Origin of the sequence: Bacillus sp. AY3-1 (genome assembly GCF_008368785.1) — a bacterium.
Classification (GTDB): domain Bacteria; phylum Bacillota; class Bacilli; order Bacillales; family Bacillaceae_G; genus Bacillus_A; species Bacillus_A wiedmannii.
In genome coordinates, this window is sequence record NZ_QORZ01000007.1 from 186,965 (window position 1) to 211,075 (window position 24,111).

Annotated in this window: 23 protein-coding genes; 17 read left to right on the forward strand and 6 right to left on the reverse strand. The window is 34.6% G+C overall.

Annotation, left to right across the window (positions count from 1 at the left end; translation table 11 throughout):
- The first annotated feature begins 1 nt into the window (after position 1).
- The 4 genes from DN389_RS04670 to DN389_RS04685 are packed head-to-tail and all read left to right on the forward strand — an operon-like array spanning position 2 to position 2,853.
- On the forward strand, positions 2–814 hold the full coding sequence (locus DN389_RS04670; RefSeq protein ID WP_097889334.1) for a M56 family metallopeptidase: 813 nt from the start codon (positions 2–4) through the stop codon (positions 812–814).
- 53 nt (positions 815–867) lie between these two features.
- A complete protein-coding gene (gene ccdA, locus DN389_RS04675) occupies positions 868–1,581 on the forward strand; it encodes a cytochrome c-type biogenesis protein CcdA (RefSeq protein WP_000990445.1) in 714 nt (237 codons plus the stop codon).
- An 18-nt stretch (positions 1,582–1,599) separates the two neighbouring features.
- Complete coding sequence (locus DN389_RS04680; RefSeq protein WP_000733169.1) at positions 1,600–2,154, forward strand: TlpA family protein disulfide reductase; 555 nt, start codon at positions 1,600–1,602, stop codon at positions 2,152–2,154.
- A gap of 18 nt (positions 2,155–2,172) precedes the next feature.
- Positions 2,173–2,853, forward strand: coding sequence for a prolipoprotein diacylglyceryl transferase family protein (locus DN389_RS04685; RefSeq protein WP_142343640.1), 681 nt, complete (start codon positions 2,173–2,175; stop codon positions 2,851–2,853).
- A gap of 53 nt (positions 2,854–2,906) precedes the next feature.
- Here the strand turns inward: DN389_RS04685 and DN389_RS04690 are convergent, their stop codons facing one another.
- Positions 2,907–3,452 carry a helix-turn-helix domain-containing protein gene (locus DN389_RS04690; protein ID WP_149236859.1) on the reverse strand — a complete coding sequence of 182 codons (546 nt, stop codon included), beginning with the start codon at positions 3,450–3,452 and terminating at the stop codon, positions 2,907–2,909.
- Positions 3,453–3,602: 150 nt separating this feature from the next.
- Between DN389_RS04690 and dsdA the strand changes: the two genes are divergently transcribed.
- Positions 3,603–4,943 (forward strand): D-serine ammonia-lyase, encoded by a 1,341-nt coding sequence (dsdA, locus tag DN389_RS04695; protein WP_149236860.1) that lies wholly within the window; start codon positions 3,603–3,605, stop codon positions 4,941–4,943.
- Between the two features lie 159 nt (positions 4,944–5,102).
- Positions 5,103–6,350 carry a DUF445 domain-containing protein gene (locus DN389_RS04700; protein WP_149236861.1) on the forward strand — a complete coding sequence of 416 codons (1,248 nt, stop codon included), beginning with the start codon at positions 5,103–5,105 and terminating at the stop codon, positions 6,348–6,350.
- A gap of 29 nt (positions 6,351–6,379) precedes the next feature.
- Here DN389_RS04700 and exsE read toward each other — a convergent pair whose 3' ends face one another.
- Genes exsE through DN389_RS04720 form a run of 4 tightly spaced genes read right to left on the reverse strand, consistent with a single transcriptional unit; the run spans position 6,380 to position 9,318 of the window.
- Complete coding sequence (gene exsE, locus DN389_RS04705; protein ID WP_088121810.1) at positions 6,380–7,336, reverse strand: exosporium protein ExsE; 957 nt, start codon at positions 7,334–7,336, stop codon at positions 6,380–6,382.
- Positions 7,333–8,403, reverse strand: coding sequence for a hypothetical protein (locus tag DN389_RS04710; protein ID WP_098191230.1), 1,071 nt, complete (start codon positions 8,401–8,403; stop codon positions 7,333–7,335). The genes exsE and DN389_RS04710 overlap by 4 nt, the downstream gene beginning before the upstream one ends.
- On the reverse strand, positions 8,396–8,839 hold the full coding sequence (locus DN389_RS04715) for a hypothetical protein (RefSeq protein ID WP_087980115.1): 444 nt from the start codon (positions 8,837–8,839) through the stop codon (positions 8,396–8,398). The genes DN389_RS04710 and DN389_RS04715 overlap by 8 nt, the downstream gene beginning before the upstream one ends.
- Positions 8,836–9,318 carry an RNA polymerase sigma factor gene (locus tag DN389_RS04720; RefSeq protein ID WP_240514089.1) on the reverse strand — a complete coding sequence of 161 codons (483 nt, stop codon included), beginning with the start codon at positions 9,316–9,318 and terminating at the stop codon, positions 8,836–8,838. Before DN389_RS04720 ends, DN389_RS04715 begins: the two co-directional genes overlap by 4 nt.
- Before the next feature lie 283 nt (positions 9,319–9,601).
- Here DN389_RS04720 and DN389_RS04730 point away from each other — a divergent pair, with 283 nt between their 5' ends.
- The 6 genes from DN389_RS04730 to cls all read left to right on the forward strand — a co-directional run bounded on the left by DN389_RS04730 (position 9,602) and on the right by cls (position 16,037).
- Positions 9,602–10,240, forward strand: coding sequence for a response regulator transcription factor (locus DN389_RS04730; protein ID WP_088082901.1), 639 nt, complete (start codon positions 9,602–9,604; stop codon positions 10,238–10,240).
- Between the two features lie 4 nt (positions 10,241–10,244).
- Positions 10,245–11,345 carry a sensor histidine kinase gene (locus DN389_RS04735; RefSeq protein ID WP_097857306.1) on the forward strand — a complete coding sequence of 367 codons (1,101 nt, stop codon included), beginning with the start codon at positions 10,245–10,247 and terminating at the stop codon, positions 11,343–11,345.
- Between the two features lie 137 nt (positions 11,346–11,482).
- A complete protein-coding gene (locus tag DN389_RS04740) occupies positions 11,483–12,421 on the forward strand; it encodes an ABC transporter ATP-binding protein (RefSeq protein ID WP_001093813.1) in 939 nt (312 codons plus the stop codon).
- 37 nt (positions 12,422–12,458) lie between these two features.
- Entirely contained in the window at positions 12,459–13,568 is a 1,110-nt protein-coding gene (locus tag DN389_RS04745) for an ABC transporter permease (protein ID WP_060489835.1), read from the forward strand.
- A gap of 1 nt (position 13,569) precedes the next feature.
- Entirely contained in the window at positions 13,570–14,715 is a 1,146-nt protein-coding gene (locus DN389_RS04750) for an ABC transporter permease (RefSeq protein ID WP_106382802.1), read from the forward strand.
- A 110-nt stretch (positions 14,716–14,825) separates the two neighbouring features.
- Positions 14,826–16,037, forward strand: a complete 1,212-nt coding sequence (cls, locus tag DN389_RS04755) for a cardiolipin synthase (protein ID WP_142310376.1) — start codon at positions 14,826–14,828, stop codon at positions 16,035–16,037.
- Between the two features lie 53 nt (positions 16,038–16,090).
- Here the strand turns inward: cls and pyrH are convergent, their stop codons facing one another.
- Positions 16,091–16,834, reverse strand: coding sequence for a UMP kinase (pyrH, locus tag DN389_RS04760; protein ID WP_000806136.1), 744 nt, complete (start codon positions 16,832–16,834; stop codon positions 16,091–16,093).
- 376 nt (positions 16,835–17,210) lie between these two features.
- On the opposite strand from pyrH, the gene DN389_RS04765 reads away from it, so the two are divergent.
- The 5 genes from DN389_RS04765 to DN389_RS04785 all read left to right on the forward strand — a co-directional run bounded on the left by DN389_RS04765 (position 17,211) and on the right by DN389_RS04785 (position 24,031).
- Positions 17,211–18,482 carry a cation:dicarboxylate symporter family transporter gene (locus tag DN389_RS04765; protein ID WP_046955104.1) on the forward strand — a complete coding sequence of 424 codons (1,272 nt, stop codon included), beginning with the start codon at positions 17,211–17,213 and terminating at the stop codon, positions 18,480–18,482.
- Between the two features lie 24 nt (positions 18,483–18,506).
- Complete coding sequence (aspA, locus tag DN389_RS04770; RefSeq protein WP_098191234.1) at positions 18,507–19,946, forward strand: aspartate ammonia-lyase; 1,440 nt, start codon at positions 18,507–18,509, stop codon at positions 19,944–19,946.
- A 75-nt stretch (positions 19,947–20,021) separates the two neighbouring features.
- Positions 20,022–21,734, forward strand: coding sequence for an oxaloacetate-decarboxylating malate dehydrogenase (gene malS / locus DN389_RS04775; RefSeq protein ID WP_046955274.1), 1,713 nt, complete (start codon positions 20,022–20,024; stop codon positions 21,732–21,734).
- A gap of 63 nt (positions 21,735–21,797) precedes the next feature.
- Complete coding sequence (locus DN389_RS04780; RefSeq protein WP_088121817.1) at positions 21,798–23,096, forward strand: sensor histidine kinase; 1,299 nt, start codon at positions 21,798–21,800, stop codon at positions 23,094–23,096.
- A 2-nt stretch (positions 23,097–23,098) separates the two neighbouring features.
- On the forward strand, positions 23,099–24,031 hold the full coding sequence (locus tag DN389_RS04785; protein ID WP_097917590.1) for a response regulator: 933 nt from the start codon (positions 23,099–23,101) through the stop codon (positions 24,029–24,031).
- Positions 24,032–24,111: the final 80 nt, after the last annotated feature.

Consider the following 24,111-nt stretch of genomic DNA (forward strand, 5'->3'; position numbering starts at 1 on the left):
AATGAAATGGCAAATGCGTAAAATCGTATTGTTAGCAGTAATTGTTAGTACCCTCTTTTTCAGTATGTTAGTGTATTACGTTACATATCCATTTCTGTTTCAAAATAAGGCGTTCTTTTTTTCAAATTTTTGCTTGTTTCAATTAGGAAAACATATGAAGGAATTATCGCTCATTCGTATTATAATTGCTGGATTACTATTACTTACAGTACTCATAGTGTGCAAAAGAATTTGGCGACAATTTTTCTATAGTAAAAAATTACAAAAAGTACTTATCCCTTTCATTCGAAAAGGAAAACAAATATATATATTGCCGACCTTAGAAGTTGCGGCATTTACAATTGGGTTATTTCGTCCGAAAGTTGTCATGTCAGAAGGCATGCTTCAAACATTTTCAGATGAAGAAATGGATGCGATTATTTTCCATGAAGAATATCATCAAACTAATCGAGATCCATTAAAATTATTTTGTTTTACGTTATTAGCAGAAGGAATGGTGTACATCCCGATATTAAAAGGGTTATTGCAGCGCTATCATGTGTATCAGGAGCTAGCAGCAGATCAATATGCAATGCAAAAGATGAAATCTTCATTCGAATTAGGTAGCGCGTTATTAAAATTAATTAAAATAAAGACAATGGAAAATCGATGTGTTACAGCTTCATTTGCAAAAACAGCAATAAATTTACGAATCGAGCAAGTGTTAAATGAAAAAGTTGTTAAGCTCAATATTCCATTACATACGAATTCGTTATATGTAACATTAGGTTTATTCTGTATGTCGATTGTACTTATTGTCGGAGAGTGCATATAGCCTCTTTTTTTAAGAATTAACACTACTTATTGTAGTGCTTTAGGGGGAGCAAAATGAATGCAGCAGATTTAACAATTTGGCTTGTAGCTGGGGCAGGGGTATTGTCATTTATATCACCATGTTCTTTACCGCTATATCCATCTTATTTATCATATATTACAGGTGTGTCTATTCAAGATTTAAAAGAGAATCGTGGAATTATGCAAAAATCAGCGATTATACATACCGTATTTTTTATGATCGGATTTTCGGTTATATTTTATGCGTTAGGTTTATCGGTAAGTTGGATTGGAATAACATTTTCATCTAACCAAAAATTGATTCAACAAATTGGTGGGGTTTTTATTGTTTTGATGGGACTGTTTATGACAGGTTTGTTTCAACCTAAGTGGCTTATGGCAGAGAAAAAAGTACAATACAGAAGTAAATCGACTGGATATATTCGCTCGATTTTAGTCGGTATGACATATGCAGCGGGTTGGACGCCATGTGTTGGACCGATATTTTCAGCTGTACTCATGCTTGGTGCGACAAATCCTGAAGGGGCACTTCTTTATATTACCGCGTATACTCTTGGGTTTGCGGTCCCGTTTTTCGTGATGGCATTCTTTATTGGGAAAGTAAAATGGATTGTTACATATGCCAATGTCATGATGAAAATTGGCGGTGGAATGATGATTGTAACAGGGGTTTTATTGTATACAAATCAAATGACGAAAATTACCGCATTCTTTATTCGTCTATTCGGTGGATTTACAGGCTTTTAAAAATGAGGAGGAAGAAAAGTGAAGAAACTAATTGCGATTATACTGGCCGGGGCATTAATTTGGGCCGGAGTTAATTTTTATAATACAAAGAAAGAAGAAAAAGAAAGAAAAGCAAAACAAGCGGAGTTACAAGAAACAGAAGTATTACCACAAGTAGGATTTAAAGCGCCAAACATAACATTAAAAGGGTTAGATGGGAAGCTGTATTCGTTAAATGATGCAAAAGGCAAGCCATACCTTATTAATTTTTGGGCATCATGGTGTGGCCCATGTGAAATGGAGGCACCTGACTTAGTTCGTATGTATGATAAATATAAAAAGGATGTTGAAATTTTTGCGGTAAATGCGACAATTGGAGATCCAGTACAAGAAGCGAGTGCATTTGCAGATCGTCACGGATTTAAGTTTCCTGTTTTACTAGATATGGACGGAGTAGCTGGATTAGATTATAAAGTATTTTCGTTACCAACGACATTTTTTGTTAATAAAGATGGAATTATCGTAGAGCAGGTACGAGGCGTATTACCTCCAGATCAATTAGAAGAGAAATTTAAGAAATTAATTGAGAGTTAAAGAGGGGATTTTGTATTGATGGAGTGGATCGTGAGGTTACAACCCGTATCTCTTATAATTGGAAGTTTATTTGGATTTATGTTGATGAAACGAAAGATGAAGAACGAAAGTGTACCATATGAAAAAATGATGGATGCAGTAACAAATGCTTTTCTTATCATCGTATTTGTATGGAAATTTGCACCGGCAATTTTAAATCCATTATGGGCCTTTAGGTCGCCATTGCAGGCACTATTAGCTGTAGGAAGTATGCAGCATATTATAGCAGGATGTGTAATTGCGAGTATATACATTGTTTGGAAAAGTAAAAAGGGACAATTTTCGCTTCGTATTTTACTTGATGCATTACCTATTGGACTATGTATGAGCATTATTTTTTATTTTCTATTCAACCACAAAATAGGTGTACAAACGACATTGCCTTGGGGTGTGAAAATATATGAATCTAAATTTTTATATCACCCTATTTTCGTATACGAGATCATCCTTGCCCTTTGTATAATCGGCTTGTTATGGATGAAAAATGAAAGGCTCGGAAATGGAAAGAATATAAGTGTTTTTCTAATAGTTGAGGGAGTTGCTCATATTATTATTTCGCTTATTAGTGAACAAAATTCGGTTTTATTTGGTTTATCAATACAGCAAATAATGAGCTTCTTTTTTATTAGTTTAGGGATTTTGTTGGTGCCGAAAAAATAAAAAGATAGCCACGTATGGAGTGTGTCCATGCGTGGCTATCTTTTTATTTTGCATTAAAAAATAGGCGGAGTAACAGAAAATAAAACAATGGCATTTTTCTCGAATTGATTTACCCATTTATGTTTTAAATAAGCAGGTATTTTTACGCTATCACCCGTTTCTAATATGTATTCTTCTTCATTTAAATGTAATGTAATTTTCCCGTCTAATACGTATGCTAACTCTTCACCTTTATGTTCTAGTACATTTTCTGATGAAGCTGTATTCGGTGGAACAGTCATAATTGCTGTTGCTAAATTTCCTGTGAAATCAGGTGAAAGCAATTCATATGATAAATTATCGATAATCATTTTTTTTCGTTTATGAGAACGTACAATTAAATCGTCTGTATTTGTATCTTCCAGTAAAAAGCTAAATGTTGGAACATCAAGAGCTTTAGCGAGTATTTTTAATGTTTGAATAGAAGGGTTAGCAGACCCACGCTCAATTTGACTTAACATAGATGGTGTTATACCTGCCATCGTTGCTAGTTCTTTACTCGTTAAACCTTTTTCTTTTCTTTGTTTTTCAACCTTTTTACCAATATCTATATTTTCCATAATGAAAATCTCCTTACTAATTATTAAATTATATTTAAATAAATTAAATTAAAATTAACTAAAGTGAATAATTTATGTTAAACTATATTAAAATTAATTTAATTATAATTTATTAAATCGTAAGCTACAAGGTTATGAGGAGGAAGAGAAATGAAGGAAATAGAGAAATTAAAAGAGCAATATCCACTAATAAATAAATTAATCGCAACAGAAGAAGTGTTTTGGATGAATCCGAACATGGAAAAGTATGAAATGGCAATAATAGATTCGCCACTGAATGAAGAGAATGTAAAAGATGCGGAAGAGAGATTAAAGCGTTTTGCACCATATATTGCGAAAGTTTTTCCTGAAACGAAAGAAACAGGCGGTATTATAGAATCACCTTTAGTGAAGATACCTTCTATGAAAAGGTCTTTAGAGAAAAATTACGGGCAACCTATATTAGGAGAATTGCTATTAAAGTGTGATAGTCAGCTTCCAATATCAGGATCAATTAAAGCTAGGGGCGGGATTTATGAAGTGCTGAAACATGCTGAACAATTAGCTTTGCAGCATGGGATGTTAACAGAAGAAGATAATTATTCCATTTTAGACAGTGATACTTGTAGAGAGTTTTTTGCAAAATACTCAATTGCGGTAGGTTCTACAGGTAATTTAGGGCTAAGCATTGGGATTATGAGTGCGAAACTAGGTTTTAACGTAACTGTTCATATGTCAGCGGACGCAAAAGAATGGAAAAAAGATTTATTAAGAAGTAAAGGTGTAAACGTTATTGAATATGAAGCTGATTATAGTAAAGCAGTAGAAGAGGGGCGTCAGCAAGCAGATGCAGATCCTAGCTGTTATTTTGTAGATGATGAAAACTCACATGATTTATTTTTAGGATACGCAGTAGCAGCATCGCGTTTACAAAAGCAATTAAAAGAGTTAGAGATTGTAGTAGATGAAGAGCACCCTTTATTCGTTTACCTTCCTTGCGGAGTAGGGGGCGGACCTGGCGGGGTCGCATTTGGTTTAAAGTTATTGTATAAAGACAACGTGCACTGTTTCTTTGCGGAGCCAACGCACTCTCCATGTATGTTACTCGGTTTAATGACAGGACTTCATGATAAAATTGCCGTTCAAGATATCGGGATTGATAATGTAACAGACGCGGACGGACTAGCGGTAGGAAGACCATCTGGATTTGTTGGTAAAACGATGGAACCATTTTTGAGTGGAAATTACACAGTAAGTGATGAAGAGTTATATAGATTGTTAAAAGAACTAGCTGATACGGAAAATATTTATTTAGAGCCTTCTGCGCTAGCGGGAATGATAGGGCCAGTGAAAGTATGCAAAGAAGATGAGTATTTACAAAAACAACAGTTAACAGAGAAGATGAAGAAAGGTACTCATATTGTGTGGGGAACTGGCGGTAGTATGGTTCCAGAAGATGTGATGAGTGGATATTATAAAACAGGTGAGTCATTAACAATATTAGAAAAATGAGGCTAATTGTGGCCTCATTTTTTATTTATATGACATATGTATTATTATAAATTCTTTGTTATTTTCGCATTAGTTCATTATAGTATAGATATAAAGAACGAATAGCAAATAAACATAACAAAAAAGCTTTATTTTACATAATAAGAGGATGTGTATACGATGTCATTACAGACTAAATATATAGCGGGTATTTCGCTTGGGGTTATGGGAGTAGGTTTTGCGGCTTCTATCCCTTTTCAAGGAACGGTAGCTGGAGAGATTATACAAGGGGGATTTGAAGCTGGATTAGTTGGTGGACTTGCGGATTGGTTCGCAGTTACAGCATTATTCCGTCATCCGATGGGAATTCCAATTCCTCATACAGCGTTATTACCTAAAAATCGTAAACGAGTAACGAAAGGGCTCATTCATACGTTAGAAAATGAGTGGCTGACGAAAGAAAGTATTACGAATAAAGTAAAAGAAATGCAGCTAGCGCAAATGGTACTGCAAATCGCTGAGAGAGAAATGCAGTCTGACGCTGTGAAAAAGGGAATTGTAAAAATTGCTGAGAAGGCGATTGTTACAATAGATACGGAAAAGTTAGCGGTTATTATTGAAAAAGAATTAAAAACGTATTTGCATACAATTAATACAAGTAACATATTACAAGTGCTTGTTGATCAATTGGTAGTGCAAGAGTACGATGAAAAGACACTGGATTACATATTAGTAAAAGTGAAAGATTGGACAGCGCAAGATGAAGCACGTTACCAGCTCGGAAGCTTAGGTATGAAGGCGATGGAAAACATAAAAGTAGATGGATTTTTACAGTTTACTTTGAAATCGTTTATGAATATTGTAGATGAAGATAAAATTGGCGGCATTTTGCAGAAATTTATTATTAGCAATATTAACAGCTTACAAGATGTAGATAATAGTACGAGACAACTTATATTATCGAAAATTCGTCAAGAAATTATAAATGTAAAAGAAAATGAAGCTTTACTACAAGAATTAGAAAATTGGAAAGAAAAATGGATTGCCAATTGGAATGCTACTGACAAAATTAAAGAGATGCTGGAGCAAGTGCAACAAAGGGCAATTATTTTTGTGAAAAACGAAGAGTTTACGGATAAATATGTTATTCCATTTTTACAAACACAAATGAATAAAATAAAAGAAGATGAACAGACTGTTCAAAAAATAGAAGATTGGTTACAAAAACAAGTTGTGACACTTGTTGAAAAGAATCATTCGAAAATCGGAAAACTTGTACAAGAAAACCTTGATAAGTTAGATGATAAAACGTTAATTGAAATGATTGAAAATAACGTCGGTAAAGATTTACAGTGGATCCGAGTAAACGGGGCTGTTTGCGGATTTATGATTGGATTAGTGTTAGAAGGAATTAAAGCGATTATATGAGAAAAACCTTCCACAATTGTGGAAGGTTTTTATTTTTCAATAATACTCATATTGATATTATAAGCTTTTTCAATATTTAACTTGTACGTCCCATTGCCTGTTTTAATCGAATTTTTATACCAATGTTCTTGTTCGTTGAATTCTTTATTTTCTTCTGAAGTATTCTCTTCTTTTTTCGTTAAATCTTCAACTTGTTCCCAAGGTGTGTTTCCGTGGGATTCTTTTTTGTTTGTTATGGCGATTAAAGATACATCGCTTTCTTTTGCTAAATGAACAGATACATGTGAACTTTCTTGTACAAACCAATTATTTTGTAATTGACCAGGATAAAGGGATAGTTCGTTATTTGAAGCACGAACTTCTACATTTTTATTTTGCGGAAGAACGAGTGTTGGTTTTACCTGTGGTGCTGAATTCCATAACGTATGTTGAACTGGTAATGATTTTAAAGTGATATACATCGTTTCCCCAGCTGTTTGAACTGAAAGGAAATCTTCTTGTTTTAAATTAAGTTTTTCATTAGCTTTCGTTGTCATTTCATATGTTCCAATAAGGTGAATTTGATTTGTATCATTACCCTCTATTGTTAGAGGATGCTGTCCTGCATCCACTACAATTTTTTTGATAGATTCAGGTATATCAAGTTGTTCACTTGGAATATTACTCGTTTGGCGAGTGGTATGAATAGAATGACGAACTTCATCTAGTAATCCAGTTGATAATAAACAGTAAAAAGCAATTCCAACGCTTCCTAAAATACCGATAAAGAAAATACTAAAAATATCATATTTAATAAAGGATTGTTCCTTCTTAGAAAATAGAAGGTATAGTAAAATTTCCACGCCAAGTATAATAAGTAAAACAGGCCACCATGCTGTTAAGGAATCTAATACCTCAGTACCTTTTACAACTGAAAATAGTAAGAAGCAACCTAATGAAATAATAGAAAGCCCCATTGAAAATGTTCCAACGCGCCATGTTCTCATTCTTTTGTACCACCTTTGTTTTCTTTATTTCCAAGTAACAATTTAAAGCCGCCACCAATTAAGAGGAGTGCAACGATAGATGTTTGGAAATAGCGATAATATAGCTCGCTAAGATGAATGTTAAATATAGTTGCAAAGTAATCATTCAAAATAGGAAGGAGTGTTTGATCTAATAAATAATAACCACCGAGTGTAATTAACCCGATACCGATCCATCTTTGATGATTGATAAAATAATCAATGATAGGTTCGTCATGTACACGTTCTTTTCCATACTTTGCAGTTTGCTGTAACGCATCAAAAAAGCTATAGAACCAAATGATTGGTACTAAAAATAAAAACGCAGAAAGTCTTAATAAGTCGAGCAAATAAATAGATAGTAAAAAGGCTGCCATAAGCTGAAGACCACGGCGCTGTAAGCCTAAATACATATGTCCTGCTCCAGGAAACATTGCTAAAATGGAAGCGAATGTTTTATTTTTCTTTCCTTGTTCACGGTGCTCTTCAAACTCTTCGAAAATAGTACGGTCATCTAGTTGCTCGCCACGTTCTTTTTTCTGTAGTTGTTGAACAACATCAAAGAAGTTATAAATCCATAAAACAGGCAATGTAATAAGGAAGATAAGGAAACTTTCTTGCGATGTTAAAAGTGCAACGAAAATAATCATACTTCCTATTCCTGTGCAAGCTACTAAAAATGTAAGTCCACGTTGCATAAGTCCTAATTGAAAATGTCCAAGTCCAGGAATGATGGATAGAAGAATGATATAAAATCGTTCGCTCTCTTTAGAGGAATCTGTTAATTCTCCGGCTGCTTGTTTTTTTGATTGGTTAATAATAGTGATAACTAAATCTAGTAAATTGACCACCCATAACACGACTAGTAAAAATAGAGAAAGAAAAGCAATATCACGCGCACCTAATGCTATTGTACAAAATGCTGCAAAGATAAATAGAAATACAGCTCCTCCACTATATAAAATAAACCGTCCAAATTTCTTTAAATATAAATGTCCAAGCCCGGGAATTAGCCCTAATACAAGTGCTAAAAAGGGATTTTTATTCATGCTTTGAACCTCCGTCCTTTTTTGATGTGTCTACCGATTTGTTTACAATTTGTTGTGAGATAGAAGACTCGTTATGTTTTGAAGATTTCTCGAAATTTGATGTAGCTGTGAAAATATACTGGAATAAACCACTTACCATAAAAATAATTGTAGCCGCAGTCGCAATTATGTAGTGAATAATGGTGCGCTTTAGTGAGTTTGTTTTTATATTTTCATTAGGTTGTAGCGTTTCAAAATTAATTTGCGTCATAACTTCGTTCGTAAATGAATCATCATTTATCATTGGAAGGTTTTCCTGTTGCTCATCGATACTTTCCATATAAAGTGCTAAACAATGATCACATTCATAAAGGTGTTCTTCCATAGATTCACGTTCATTGCTTTCTATAAAATCTAAAGTATAATTGCGCCAATCCTCTTTTGAATAATGCATCATAGAAACTCTTCCTCCTTCCAATGTTTTTTAATCCATTTTCTTGCCCGGTACAGTTTCATTTCGACTGTTTTCACTTCGATGTTTTCCTGTAAAGAAATTTCTTGATAACTTTTTTCTTCTAAGTAATGTGCGAGAACGACGTCACGGTAATTTTCGGGAAGTTCTCTCAGTTTTTGAGCAATGAGTAATTTTTGCTCTTTCGTCAATAATAAAGCCTCAACATTATGAGAGGATTTTATATTTTCCTCAGTTTCTTTACATAAGGAGAGTTCTTCGTTTTCTCTAGCTTTTTTTCTCTTATAATCAATAGCGTGATTGGTGGCAATACGTGCCATCCACGTTTTTAATCCGCGAAATTGATAATTTGGGAGAGAGGCGTGAATTTTTACGAATACTTCTTGTGTAACATCTTTCGCATCTTCTTCATGTCTTAAAATAGAAAAGATAACTTGAAAAATATAATGACGATATGTTTGCACAAGGATACGAAAAGCATGTTCGCTTCCTTGCTGTGCTTTTTCAATTAATTGTTTTTCCTCAATGGGTCTCTCCCTCCTTTTTGACGCATTCTATTATATAGACGTAAGAAATGATCGGTCACCCTACACATGTTGTAAAAAAAGAATAATATATTTTTAGGAAGGAAGCTATATGAAAAAAGGTGTGAAAAAATGGTAAAGAGAAGTATATAATGAGCAAGTAGGAAATGTTACGTGAAGAAAGGATGTGAATGTTAGTAGGGGAAGGTCCACACTAACAAACATGAAAATTAAAATATTAATAGCAGATGATAATTCTTTTATTAGAGAAGGCATGAAAATTATTTTAAATACATATGAAGAGTTCGAAGTTGTAGATACAGTAAATGATGGGAAAGAAGCAGTGGACTATTGCAAAAAGAACGACGTTGATATCGCTCTTTTAGATGTCCGCATGCCAAATATGAACGGGGTAGAGGCAACGAAATTCATTTGTGAAGGGACGAAAACGAAACCGCTAATTTTAACGACGTTCGATGATGATGAATATATTTTGGACGCAGTAAAAAACGGGGCGAAAGGTTATTTATTAAAAAATAATGATCCAGAGCGTATTCGTGATGCAATAAAAGGAGTATATAACGGTCAAACTGTTATGCAAGATGTAGTGCTTGATAAAATTAAGTGCAATTTAATGGAAAGCAAAGAGGACGAATGTAAAATAGATACAAGTCTTTTTACAGAAAGAGAACTTAGTATTATCGCATTAATTGCGAAAGGTTTCTCGAATAAAGAAATTTCAAAGCAACTTTTCATATCAGAAGGAACGATTGCAAATTATATTACATCAGTTTTAGGGAAAACTGGACTTGAACATCGCACACAAATTGCGATTTATTATTTAACAGGGAAAGTAGATTAAAGATATGGAATTTTGGTTAATTGTAAGTAAATTAATTGTCTTTATATATATTGTGTTTAGTTACATTTATTTAAATGTTGTGAACTTACCATGGATTATACTTACTTTGCTTTTATATCTTTCTGTAAATGTGCTGATCTCTATATTTAAACAAGATACGTACAAAAATATATTATCTAGTCTGTCAATTGGCATAGTTATGTTATTTACATGGAAGGTTCATCCGTTTTTTATTTTATTTTTACCATTGAACTTATATGAAGTTATATTTCGTTATATAGAGAAGAAATGGCAGCTCTTTATCATTATGATGATTCCCATTATCTTTACAGAAGAAAGTATTCGAATGACATATGGATTAATTGTTACATTTTCTTTCATCGTATTAACTATGGCAGAACGGTATATATCGCGTGTATTAAAGCTTGAATCACAAAATGATAAGATGCGAAAAGATATGCAGCGGCTGACGAAAAGCTTAAATGAAAATAAAGAGTACATAAAGCAATCAGAGTACACATTTAAGTTAGAAGAGAGAAATCGGTTGTCACAAGAAATTCATGATAAAATTGGCCACTCGATGACAGGGGCGCTAATTCAAATGGAAGCAGCAAAGAGATTAATGGGGATAGATAAAGAAAAATCTGCCGAGTTATTACAAAATGCAATTCATATATCGAAAGATGGAATTGAAAGTATTCGAGTTACATTAAAAAATATGAAGCCACCAACGGAGCAAATTGGCATTCATCGTATGAAATTATTCATAGAGGAATTTGCCGGTAAGCATGATATAAATATTCCTTTCGTATATAAAGGGAATTTAGATATGATCTCACCGATTCAGTGGAAGATTATCGGTGAGAATGTTACGGAGGCACTAACGAACGCGATGAAATATGCTGATGCGACAGTCATTTCAATCGATATTCATGTACTTAACAAGATGGTGAAAGTACAAGTGAAGGATAACGGAAAAGGTGCAGCTCTCGTTAAGAAAGGTCTCGGGATTATGGGGATGGAGGAGCGAACAGCATCAGTAAACGGAAAAATTATTGTAGATGGAACAAGTGGCTTTTCAGTAACGATGCTGTTGCCGATATAAGAAAATGGGACGAAGATGAATCATCTCATATGAAAAAAGTGAATAATCTCATGTGAAAAGAATGAACTTCTGCACTGAGCAGGTTCATTTTTTTTGTTTATAATGAATAGCAGAGAAACCGAAATAGGGGTGAAATGATGAATACATTAGAAATTAAAAATTTAACGAAAAAATTTGGTGATTTCATCGCGGTAGATAATATGTCTTTATCTATTAAAGAAGGAGAGATATTTGGCTTTTTAGGATCAAATGGTGCTGGTAAGAGTACAACGATAAATATGATTGCTGGGTTGTTAAGAAGTAATGAAGGTGAAATTAGCATATTAGGAAAAAATATAAAGAAACATAATCGATTTGCGAAGATGAATATCGGTATCGTTCCGCAAGATATTGCGATTTATGAAGAGTTAACTGCCTATGAAAATGTGAAATTCTTTGCTGGACTGTACGGGTTAAGAGGAGCTGAACTAAAAGCGAGAGTAGAGGAAGCACTTCAATTTGTGGGACTTAGTGATAAACATAAAAGTTACCCGAAAAACTTTTCAGGCGGGATGAAACGAAGACTGAATATTGCTTGTGCGATTGCTCATAGACCGAAGTTAATTATTATGGATGAGCCGACAGTTGGAATTGATCCACAGTCAAGAAACTATATTCTCCAGTCGGTTCGAAAATTAAATGAAATGGGCAGCACTATTATTTACACGAGCCACTATATGGAAGAAGTAGAAGAGATTTGTACGAAAATAGCAATTGTAGATCACGGTAAAGTGATTGCAGAAGGAACGAAAGAACAGTTAAAAGCGATTATTACTGATACGAAAGACATTTGGGTTGAAGTGAAGTCAGTAGAAAATTTAGATGTAGAAAAGTTAAAAGAGATAAACGGTGTGAAAGCTGTTCAAGTTGAAGAGAACGTAATCAAGGTAAACTCGGATGCAGGAGTAAATAATTTAAATAAAATTATTCAGCATTTCATTAATCATGACATTGAAATTCGTTCGTTAGAGGAGCAGGCCCCGAACTTAGAAACAGTATTCCTTACGTTGACTGGAAGAAACTTACGAGATAAATAAAAGGTAAATGAAGAAAAGGTAAAGGGAGGTTCATCAATTGAACATCTTCAATATTGCAGTTATGCATATTAAAAGAGATTTCAGAGACGTAAGAACTTTAGTTTTTATGTTAGCATTTCCGATTGTACTAATGCTTGTGTTAGGAACAGCGTTAACGAATGCATTTGATAGCGATAGTCAAGCGATTAAAGATATACAAGTGCTCTACAAAGATGAAGCAAGTAGCACATTTTCTCAAACGTTCGAAGCATTTACGAAAGAAGTCGATAAATCGGGTATTCATTTTAAAAAAGCTTCAGGCAGTATAGATGGGAAAGAAGAAGTGAAGCAAAATAAATATGCTGCTTATGTAGAATTAAATAAAGATGGTGCGAAATTTTACGGAAGTGACAAAAGTAGTATTGAGGGAAGTATTGTGGAAGGCATGCTTACAACATTTATTGATAAGTACAATGTAGCGGCCGAAGTTGCAAAAGTTGATCCTAGTAAGGTGAGCGCGGTTATTTTAAGCGGAAATCATAATGATTATATAAAAGAAACATCTTTACAAGCTGCGAAAAAGCCAGGTTCTATGGATTACTATGCGGTTGTAATGACGACGATGATTGCACTATATGCTGCGATGGGAGCGAGTTCTTTAATTCGTGGAGAACGAATACGTAAAACAGGAGATCGCCTCATTGCTGCGCCTATAAGTAAGGCTGAAATATTCATTGGAAAAGTACTTGGTAGCCTAGTAGCAAATGCTCTTTGCGTATTACTTGTCATGTTATTTAGTAAATTTGTCTTTCAAGCGAATTGGGGCGAACATCTTGGAATCATATTTATTATTTTATTAACACAAATCTTTCTAGCAATTAGCTTCGGTTTAGGGATTGGATATATTACGAAAACAGCTGAATCATCGAGAGCGATTATTCTTGTAGTTGTGCAATTAGCCTCTATTTTTGGTGGTGCATATTTCGTAATAGAAGAAAATTTCGTTACGAATTTATCACCATTAACGTGGGCAAACACAGCTGTTATGAAAATTATTTATGCAAATGATGTAGGAGCAGCGCTGCCAGTAATATGTTTAAATCTTGGCATTTCGGCACTCTTTTTATTAATTGCAATTATTGCATTACGTAGACGGGAGGGGCTATAGTATGAAAGATATTTTATGGCTCATACAAAAAACGTTATCTGTACTTTTGAAAAATAAAAAAGGGTTATTCATTATTATTAGTTTGCCGATAATTGGAACATTAATCTCCTTCTCAATGTATGGGAATGTCGGGCAAGGGACGTTAAATATCGGGGTTATAAATAAAGAAAATCAATCTATAGCAAATGATACGGTGAAATTTTTAGAAGGATTAAATCATGTAAAGGTAAGTAAAATTAAAGAATCTGAAGTAGAAGATAAACTCACTTCCAAAAAACTTGATGGAGTTATTACATTAGAATCTGGTTTTTCAAAAAGTGTTCGAGAAGGGAAACCAAATCATATTGAAATTTCATCGATTAAAGGTGATCAAGTAACAGGATTTATAAAATCATATTTATACAATTATATTGATAATGTAGCAGCTATTAGTAAAGTAGCAGGAACAGATCAAAGTGCATTTGATAGTATGTACGCAGGATATCAAAAAGGTTCATTTAAAATGAAAACTGAGACGCTAGAAGATACTTCGAAAAATAAAGATATGACAAACCAAACGATGGGTTATCTTATTATGTTTATGCTATTTTCAGCAGCGAACTTATCAGGTTATATTTTAAAAGAAAAAGAAAATAGAACGTATTTTAGACTCTTATCAACGCCAATAGATGGGAAGAAATTCATATTATCTAATGTCGGGGTAAATATGATGATATTAACAGTACAAATTCTGATTACAATCCTATTCCTAACGAATGTTTTTCATACGAATATCAATATGCCTTTCATAGTGATGCTTGGCGTACTCATGCTATTTGCTTTAATAGCGATTGGAATATCGTTAGTGCTTGTCGCTTTTTCGAAAAACTCAGCATCGGCAAATGCACTGCAAAATATGATCATTGTACCGACATGTTTACTCGCTGGATGCTATTTTCCGTATGACATTATGCCGAAAGCAGTGCAAAAAGTAGCTGATTTTCTTCCGCAAAGATGGCTATTAGATACGGTATCAAAACTACAACAAGGAATTTCGATTTCAGATTTGTATTTAAATATATTAATCTTAATTGCCTTTGCGGTAGCATTCTTCTTAATTGCTATTTATAAGTTTGGAAGAAATAATGATGCGAGAAACTTTGTTTAATATGAAAAGGGTGTGACGTTAAGTCACATCCTTTTTTGTATGAAGCATGAAATCTAAATTGGAATGACAAAATAGAAGGGTAGAAAGAAAATGAGCGGAAGGAAATCAAAATGATTAAAAAAATATTGCGAGTTACTTCTATTATTATTGCTATTGTTGTTTTTATTTTAATTTGGATGCATATCGATGTTACTTTAGGTAGGAAAATGGAAGCTGGGAAAAACATGCCGACAGAGTATGCACCTCATTATAGTGATTTTCAATTATTTGTAGAAGGAAAGTCATTTTATAAACAGTTATTTACTGATATAAGGGAAGCGAAGCAATCTATTTACACGTACTTTTTTATTTTGTCGGATGATAAAAGTAGCCATACTTTTTTAAACTTATTAAAAGAGAAGGCAAAAGAAGGAGTAAACGTCTATTTATCCGTTGATCGCATTAATGATTTATCATTTGAAAGCAAGATGATAAGTGAATTGCGGGAAAGTGGTGTACATTTTACATATAGTAGAAAACCTGAATTGCCATTCGGATTTTATTCACTTCACCATCGTAATCATCGCCGTATTACGACGATTGATGGGGAGATTGGCTATACAGGTGGTTTTAATATAGGAGATGAGTATTTAGGGAAAGATAAGCATTTTGGATATTGGCGTGACTATCATGTGCGGATAAGAGGAGAAGGAGCAAAAGATTTAGAAGAGCAATTCGCTTCAGATTGGAAACGAGATACGAAAGAAAATATAAAAAGAAGTACGAATAAAGCTAGTAAAGGGAATACATTACATACGATGACTAGCTACAATGGACATTACGTCGCTGAAAAGTATATCGAATTAATAAAACAAGCGAAGCATTCAATCGTAATTACAACACCTTATTTTATAGCGAAAAATAAAGAATTTATGAATGCTTTAATTGAAGCGCAAAAACGTGGTGTTACAGTGAAAATACTTTGGTCATATAAACCAGATATTCCTCTCATTAAAGAGGCAGCGTATCCTTATATTCGTCAAGCTGTTAATAATGGAATTAAAGTATATGGTTATAAAAAAGGAATGTTTCATGGGAAGTTAATGATAATTGATAATGAACTAACTGTTATCGGTACAACGAACATGACTGCACGTAGCTTTTATATGAATGATGAGATGAATTTGTATATTCACGGTGGGACTATCATATCAGAAGTGAATGAGGCATTAACAAAAGATTTTCGTGATTCGAAAGAGATGACGAAACAATTTTTTGAGAAGTTATCGTTTTGGGAGCGTTGTAAGGAGAAAGTGGCAGGATTAGTGGATTTTTATTTATAAAGGTTAATGAAAAAGGATGTCTTTTATAGACACCCTTTTTTAATGAGAGATAATTAGTTTTCATGCACAAGCAATGAAGCATCATCATTAATCAATGTCCCCACATGCTCCCCTAAGCAAATTCTTTTCATTACACCAGGCTCATCAAAGTTAAAGACGTGTGCTGGTAAATTGTAATCACGAGCAAGTAATAAAGCGGCTTGATCCATGACTTGAATGTTTTGCCTAACAACATCGTTATAGTTTAGTTTTCTGTACATTTTTGCTGATTTATTATGTTTTGGATCACTAGTAAAGACGCCATCTACTCCTTGTTTTGCGACTAATATTGCGTCACTATTCATTTCAATGGCTCTTTGAACACTTGGATAATCTGTCGTAACGAACGGCTGCCCGTTACCGCCGCCAAAAATGACAACATAACCGTTATCTAAATGATGTACTGCTCTGAGGCGAATATAAGGCTCTGCTACTGCATTAAACGGGATGGAAGTCATAACGCGTACTTCTTTATTTGTTTTACTTGTTAAGACGCCGCGAAGCATTAAGCTGTTAATGATTGTACCTAACGTACCGATATTATCAGCTTCTACTCGATCAATTCCCCATTCTTCAGCTAAATGGCCTCTGAAAATGTTACCGCCTCCGATGACAATAGATACCTCGATACCTAAATCAACAATGGATATAATTTCGTTTGCGATATGTTCTAATCGTTTGGAGTTAAAGCTATTTCCGGATTGATCAGCAAGTGCGCCGCCGCTTAATTTAATTAAGACTCTTTTATATGGCTTCATAACAATTCCCCCTATATAGATCGCAATAAAAAAGGAACAAAGGCAAATGCCTTTGTTCCTTTTTAAGAAAATGAAAAAGAAAAGAAGAAGATAGGACGAATTTTTGTACATAATTTTTCATACCATCCACTCCTTTTCATTTCGATTTATTGTAAGTGTATATCTTTTTGATTATACGAAACAATCTGATTACTTATCAAGTATATTGTATCTCTTTTTAATAAAAAGGTGTCAATGAAAAAGAAAAGAAAAATTTTCGAATTTTTTGTGACGAACTTGTAGGTTTTTGTATGATTTTGTAGGTTCACTTATAAGATGTGTGAGTAGCTTTTATAAATTCAAATTGAAAGCGTTCGCATGAAGGGGATGAACATAAATGAAAAAATTCGGATTGGCAACACAAATTTTTGTCGCGCTTGTTTTAGGGATTGTAGTAGGGGCAGTCTTTTATGGCAATAAAACGGCGATTTCTTATATCACACCAATTGGGGATATATTTATTCACTTAATTAAAATGATTGTAGTACCAATTGTTATTTCAGCATTAATTGTTGCGGTAGCTGGTGTAGGAGATATGAAGAAGCTTGGTAAACTAGGCGGGAAGACAATTCTTTATTTCGAAATCATTACAACGATCGCTATTTTAATGGGATTACTTGCGGCAAATATATTCCAACCAGGTACTGGCGTTGATATGAGTAATTTACAGCAAAGTGATATTTCTTCTTATAAACAAACAGCAGATGCAACAGAGAAGAAAGGCTTTGCAGAAACGATTGTTCATATTGTACCGAAAAACGTATTTGAATCGATTGCACAAGGTGACTTATTACCGATTATTTTCTTCTCAGTATTATTCGGTTTAGGAGTTGCGGCAATTGGAGACAAAGGAAAGCCCGTCTTTAACTTCTTTGAAGGTGTACTCGAAGCGATGTTTTGGGTTACAAATCAAGTTATGAAATTTGCACCATTTGGTGTATTCGCATTAATTGCAGTTACGGTTGCAAAATTTGGTGTAGCAACACTACTTCCTTTAGGAAAACTAGTGCTAGCTGTATACGTAACTGTTATACTATTCGTTGTGATTGTATTAGGTATTAATGCACGAATGGTTGGCGTAAACATTTTTACATTAATGAAAATTTTAAAAGAAGAACTTATTCTTTCATTTACGACAGCAAGTTCAGAAGCTGTTTTACCTAATATAATGAGAAAAATGGAAGAGTTCGGTTGTCCAAAGGCAGTTGCCTCTTTCGTTATACCGACAGGTTATACATTTAACTTGACTGGATCGGCTATTTATCAAGCGTTAGCGGCATTATTTGTTGCACAAATGTACGGTGTGCACATGTCACTAACAGAGCAAATAACGTTATTATTCGTTCTCATGTTAACATCTAAGGGTATGGCGGGAGTTCCAGGTGCATCGTTCGTTGTTGTATTAGCAACGTTAGGTTCAATGGGGTTACCACTAGAAGGTATCGCGTTAATTGCGGGAATTGACCGCATTTTAGATATGATTCGCTCATCTGTCAATGTATTAGGAAATGCATTAGCGGCCATTGTTATGTCGAAGTGGGAAGGCGAATTCGATAATGAGAAAGCAAAACAATATGTAGAAACAGTCAAAGAAACAAAAGCAGCATAAGAAATCGTTAAGGAGTGAATAATCATGGCAACATTAACTGAAGTTAAAAACGGTGTTCGAATTGAAAAAGATTTTTTAGGTGAAAAAGAAGTACCGAATTATGCATACTACGGCGTACAAACAATGCGTGCAGTTGAAAACTTCCCAATTACAGGATACAAAATCCATGAAGGTTTAATTAGAGCGTTCGCAATTGTAAAAAAAGCAGCAGCGCTTGCTAATACAGATGTAGGAAGATTGGAATTGAACAAGGGCGGTGCGATCGCAGAAGCTGCTCAAGAAATTCTTGATGGAAAATGGCATGATCATTTCATCGTAGATCCAATCCAAGGCGGAGCAGGTACTTCAATGAATATGAACGCAAATGAAGTCATGGCCAATCGTGCTCTTGAATTATTAGGAATGGAAAAGGGAGACTATCATTATATTAGTCCAAATAGTCATGTAAACATGGCGCAATCAACAAACGATGCATTCCCAACGGCGATTCATATCGCAACATTAAACGCATTAGAAGGTTTATTACAAACGATGGGGTATATGCATGATGTATTTGAATTAAAAGCAGAGCAGTTCGATCATGTTATTAAAATGGGTCGTACACATTTACAAGACGCTGTGCCAATTCGTCTTGGACAAGAATTTAAAGCGTATTCCCGCGTACTTGAACGTGATATGAAACGTATCAAGCAATCACGTCAACATCTATATGAAGTAAATATGGGAGCAACTGCAGTTGGTACAGGCTTAAATGCAGATCCAGAATATATTGAAGCAGTTGTAAAACATTTAGCTGCAATCAGTGAATTACCACTTGTTGGTGCAGAAGACTTAGTAGATGCAACGCAAAATACGGATGCATACACAGAAGTATCAGCAGCACTTAAAGTATGTATGATGAATATGTCTAAAATTGCGAATGACCTTCGTCTAATGGCATCAGGTCCGCGTGTTGGTTTAGCAGAAATTATGTTACCAGCTCGTCAACCAGGTTCTTCTATTATGCCAGGGAAAGTAAACCCTGTTATGCCAGAAGTAATTAATCAAATTGCGTTCCAAGTAATTGGTAACGACCATACAATTTGCCTTGCTTCAGAAGCAGGACAATTAGAATTAAACGTTATGGAACCAGTACTTGTTTTCAACTTACTTCAATCTATTAGCATTATGAATAACGGTTTCCGTGCCTTTACAGATAATTGCTTAAAAGGAATTGAAGCGAATGAAGATCGCTTAAAAGAGTATGTTGAGAAGAGTGTAGGAATTATTACAGCCGTGAACCCTCATATCGGTTATGAAGCAGCAGCTCGCGTTGCGAAAGAAGCAATTGCAACAGGTCAATCCGTTCGAGAACTTTGTGTGAAAAACGGTGTACTGTCACAAGAAGACTTAGAGTTAATTCTAGATCCATTCGAAATGACACACCCAGGGATTGCAGGAGCAACTCTTTTAAAGAAAAATTAAAAGAAGAGGGGGGACAATCCCCTCTTTTTTGTTTACAATATAGAAATGCTATATATGAATAGAGGTAGGGATGTTATGAGTAAGTTTACAGTAGCTTCTAATGGTTCATTAGAAACGACATTAAGAGGAGTAGAAGTATTATCAACACCACTTTTAAATAAAGGGGTCGCTTTCACGCAAGAAGAGAGAGAAGAATTAGGTTTAAAAGGGCTTTTACCGCCAGCAGTTTTAACATTAGAAGAACAAGCACGCCGAGCATATGAACAATTTTGTTCTCAGCCGGATGATTTATTAAAGAACGTATACTTAACAGCGTTACATGATCGAAATGAAGTGTTATTTTATCGTATATTAACAAATCATTTACGTGAAATGTTACCAATCGTATATACACCAACAGTAGGCGTAGCGATTCAAAGGTATAGTCATGAATACCGTAAACCACGTGGTGTGTATTTATCAATTAATGATCCGTCAGGTATTGAAGACGCATTTGCTAATATCGGTGCAACAGCTGAAAACATTGATTTAGTCGTTGTAACAGATGGAGAAGGCATACTTGGAATTGGTGACTGGGGTGTTGGTGGTATAAACATCGCAATCGGGAAATTAGCTGTTTATACGGCCGCAGTTGGTATCGATCCTAGCCGTGTATTACCGGTAATTTTAGATGTGGGTACAAATCGTGAGGAACTATTAAACAATCCATTTTATATTGGAAATCGTCACCCTCGTATAACTGGTGAAGCTTACGATAAATTTATTGATACATTTGTACAAGCAGTGAATAAACAATTCCCGAAAGCACTTTTACATTGGGAAGACTTTAGCTCTCGAAATGCACGAAAAATTTTAGATAAATATCGTCATGATATTTGTACATTTAATGATGATATTCAAGGTACAGGTGCAGTTTCACTGGCTGCTGTGTTATCGGCAGTGAAAGTTTCGGGTGTACCTTTAAGTGAACACCGCGTTGTTGTATTTGGTGCTGGTACGGCTGGAATCGGTATCGCAGATCAAGTTAGAGATGCAATGGTCCGCGTTGGTGTATCAGAAGAAGAATCATATAAGCGTTTCTGGTGTATTGATCGTAACGGGTTAGTTACAAATAATATGGAAGATCTTCTTGATTTCCAAATTCCATATGCAAGAAAAGAAGCGGAAGTAAGTGAGTGGAAACAAAATGATGTGATCGGACTTGCTGAAGTTGTGAAGCATGTAAAACCGACAATTTTAATCGGTACATCAACTGTTGCAGGAGCATTCAAAGAAGAGATTATTAAAGAAATGGCTTCTCACGTAGAAAGACCAATCATTTTACCGATGTCGAATCCGACGCCACTTGCTGAAGCAAAACCAGCTGATTTAATCGAGTGGACAGAAGGAAGAGCATTAGTTGCAACAGGAAGTCCATTTGAACCGGTTACATACAACGGTGTAACGTATGTGATTGGACAATCAAATAACGCACTTATTTTCCCAGGTCTTGGTCTTGGAACAATTGTCGTACGTGCAAGCGTCATGACGGATGGAATGTTTGCAGCAGCTGCTGAAGCAGTTGCCAGCATGGTAGATACAAGTCAGCCAGGAGCACCTATTTTGCCAGAAGTTGAAGAGTTACGTAATATCTCGGAAATGGTTGCAATTGAAGTAGCGAAAGTTGCTGTTGCAGAAGGTGTTGCTAGAGAGAACTTAAGTGATAACGATATCAAGATTGCAGTGAAAGAAGCAATATGGGAGCCGGAGTACCGCCAAATAAAAGCGGTAGAAAAGGTTAGAATATAGAAATAAAGCCCGTTTATTATAATAAGCGGGCTTTCACTTTTATTGTCGAAAAAAGTATAGGAAGTGGCACCTTTGAATTGGAATCAATTATGGAAGAAAGATATATCCCTTTTAATTATATTAATGGTTGTTGTTCCGATTGCTGGAGAGCTTAATTTTCATCCTTTTAACGATACGTTTCGCGTTAGCTTTGGGACACCGCTTTTCTTTTTTTTATTATTATTTTTAAGAAGAATACCAGCAGCGGCTGCAGGTATTCTTGTCGGTATATGTGTCGTTTTATTCCGTGTATGCCTTGATTGGATCATGCAAGGTTCATTTCATATGACAGAATCATTTTATTTGCGCTATCCTGTGTTCTTCTATTATTTTATTTATGGAAGTCTTTTTTCACTTTGTAGGGTGAATAAGTTTCATCAGAAACCAATCGTTATTGGGTGCCTTGGAATTACAATTGAAATTATCGCAAGTATGTCAGAACTTGCGATTTATCATATGGTAGTACTCGGTACAACGATAACAGTTTCTGAAGTGAATAAATTAATTATTATTGCTATTTTTCGTAGTTTCTTTGCACTTGGCTTTTTAAATATGATGATTTTATATGAAACGAAATTAAAAGAGTCACAAGTCCGAAAAGAAAATGAAAAAATGTTCATGCATCTTTCAAATTTATATGTAGAATCTGTTCACTTGAAAAAAACGTTACAAAATGCAGAATTGATTACACAAGAAGCATATCAACTATATCGGAATTTACAGACAAGCGATGATTCTAGCAGTAAAATAGCATTGAAAATAGCAGGAGAAGTGCACGAAATTAAAAAGGATAATCAAAGGATTTTTGCAGGATTATCTAAACTGTTATTAGATAAAAATGTGGCTGAGTATGTAGAAGGACATGAGCTTACAGAAATGATCGTAAGAATAAATGAGAAATATGCTGAAATGCTAGGGAAAGATATACGTTTTTCAAAACATATAGAAGGTGAACACGCTGCATATCACGTGTATACAGTGCTATCAATCTTTAATAACTTAGTTGCCAATGCAGTGGAAGCAATTGAAGATAGAGGTCTCATTCGTATTAAGTTATATAAACGAGATCAACATGTAATCTTTGAAGTAATTGACGATGGCCCTGGTATTGCACAAAAGTATAAGAAATTAGTATTTAAGCCAGGGTTTACTTCCAAGTATGATCAAACAGGAACACCATCAACAGGTATTGGACTTTCTTACATACACGAAATGGTAACAGAGCTCGGCGGAGAAGTAAGGTTAGAAGACAATGAAACAGGAAAAGGGTGTAAGTTTATCGTTTGTTTACCGGAGTGCAGTTTAAAGCGGGAAGGGGAATAGGTTTGTTTTATTATATTGTAGATGATGATGAAGTTTTCCGTTCAATGCTTTCGCAAATTATTGAGGATGGCGATCTTGGGGAAGTAATTGGAGAATCGGAAGATGGAGCGTTTATTGAAGCAGAACAGCTAAATTATAAAAAAGTAGATATTTTATTTATTGATTTATTAATGCCAATGAGAGACGGCATTGAAACAGTTCGCCATATAGCGTCTTCATTTACTGGGAAAATTATTATGATTTCCCAAGTTGAATCGAAACAGCTCATCGGTGAGGCGTATACACTTGGTGTAGAATATTATATTACGAAACCACTAAACAAAATAGAAGTAATATCTGTTGTACGAAAAGTGATGGAGCGTATTCGTTTGGAACGTTCTATATATGACATTCAAAAATCATTAAATAATGTGTTTCAGTGGGAAAAGCCGCAAATGCGTAGTGAAACAGTGCAAGAGGGAAAAAAGATATCAGATTCAGGACGCTTCTTACTAGCAGAACTCGGTATTGCGGGAGAGAACGGAAGTAAAGATTTACTTAGTATGCTGGAATATTTATATGGGCAAGAAAAGGCGCAAACATTTGAATTTGGCTTTCCTGCGTTAAAAGATATTTTTCACTATATTACGATAAAAAAATTAGGGGATGAAGCTTTAGATACGGATATTGATAAAGAGAAAAAAGCATCTGAACAAAGAGTGCGCAGAGCGATTTATCAGTCGTTAAATCATTTGGCCTCTTTAGGGTTAACAGATTTTTCAAATCCGAAATTTGAAAGCTATGCCCCAAAGTTTTTTGATTTCACTGTAGTTAGAAAACGAATGACAGAAATGACAAAGGATGAAATAGCGACTTCTGGCCATATACGAATTAATACGAAGAAATTTATTCAGGTGTTATATTTTGAGGCGAAAAGGTTGATGGAGATAGAGTGAAGAAGGTGCTTATAAATAAGCATCTTTTTTTGTTAAATCAATATTTTATATTTTCTCGTAGAGCATGTAAAATGTTAAGT

Excerpts from the sequence above, each read along its gene's own strand:
- DN389_RS04715 (WP_087980115.1), bottom strand. The coding sequence starts at position 8,839 with ATGATGCATTATTCAAAAGAGGATTGGCGCAATTATACTTTAGATTTT.
- DN389_RS04670 (WP_097889334.1), top strand. The coding sequence starts at position 2 with ATGAAATGGCAAATGCGTAAAATCGTATTGTTAGCAGTAATTGTTAGT.
- cls (WP_142310376.1), top strand. The coding sequence starts at position 14,826 with ATGATTAAAAAAATATTGCGAGTTACTTCTATTATTATTGCTATTGTT.
- DN389_RS04750 (WP_106382802.1), top strand. The coding sequence starts at position 13,570 with ATGAAAGATATTTTATGGCTCATACAAAAAACGTTATCTGTACTTTTG.
- aspA (WP_098191234.1), top strand. The coding sequence starts at position 18,507 with ATGGCAACATTAACTGAAGTTAAAAACGGTGTTCGAATTGAAAAAGAT.
- ccdA (WP_000990445.1), top strand. The coding sequence starts at position 868 with ATGAATGCAGCAGATTTAACAATTTGGCTTGTAGCTGGGGCAGGGGTA.
- DN389_RS04730 (WP_088082901.1), top strand. The coding sequence starts at position 9,602 with ATGAAAATTAAAATATTAATAGCAGATGATAATTCTTTTATTAGAGAA.
- DN389_RS04690 (WP_149236859.1), bottom strand. The coding sequence starts at position 3,452 with ATGGAAAATATAGATATTGGTAAAAAGGTTGAAAAACAAAGAAAAGAA.
- exsE (WP_088121810.1), bottom strand. The coding sequence starts at position 7,336 with ATGAGAACATGGCGCGTTGGAACATTTTCAATGGGGCTTTCTATTATT.
- DN389_RS04700 (WP_149236861.1), top strand. The coding sequence starts at position 5,103 with ATGTCATTACAGACTAAATATATAGCGGGTATTTCGCTTGGGGTTATG.
- DN389_RS04710 (WP_098191230.1), bottom strand. The coding sequence starts at position 8,403 with ATGAATAAAAATCCCTTTTTAGCACTTGTATTAGGGCTAATTCCCGGG.
- DN389_RS04735 (WP_097857306.1), top strand. The coding sequence starts at position 10,245 with ATGGAATTTTGGTTAATTGTAAGTAAATTAATTGTCTTTATATATATT.
- malS (WP_046955274.1), top strand. The coding sequence starts at position 20,022 with ATGAGTAAGTTTACAGTAGCTTCTAATGGTTCATTAGAAACGACATTA.
- pyrH (WP_000806136.1), bottom strand. The coding sequence starts at position 16,834 with ATGAAGCCATATAAAAGAGTCTTAATTAAATTAAGCGGCGGCGCACTT.
- DN389_RS04765 (WP_046955104.1), top strand. The coding sequence starts at position 17,211 with ATGAAAAAATTCGGATTGGCAACACAAATTTTTGTCGCGCTTGTTTTA.
- DN389_RS04685 (WP_142343640.1), top strand. The coding sequence starts at position 2,173 with ATGGAGTGGATCGTGAGGTTACAACCCGTATCTCTTATAATTGGAAGT.
- DN389_RS04740 (WP_001093813.1), top strand. The coding sequence starts at position 11,483 with ATGAATACATTAGAAATTAAAAATTTAACGAAAAAATTTGGTGATTTC.
- dsdA (WP_149236860.1), top strand. The coding sequence starts at position 3,603 with ATGAAGGAAATAGAGAAATTAAAAGAGCAATATCCACTAATAAATAAA.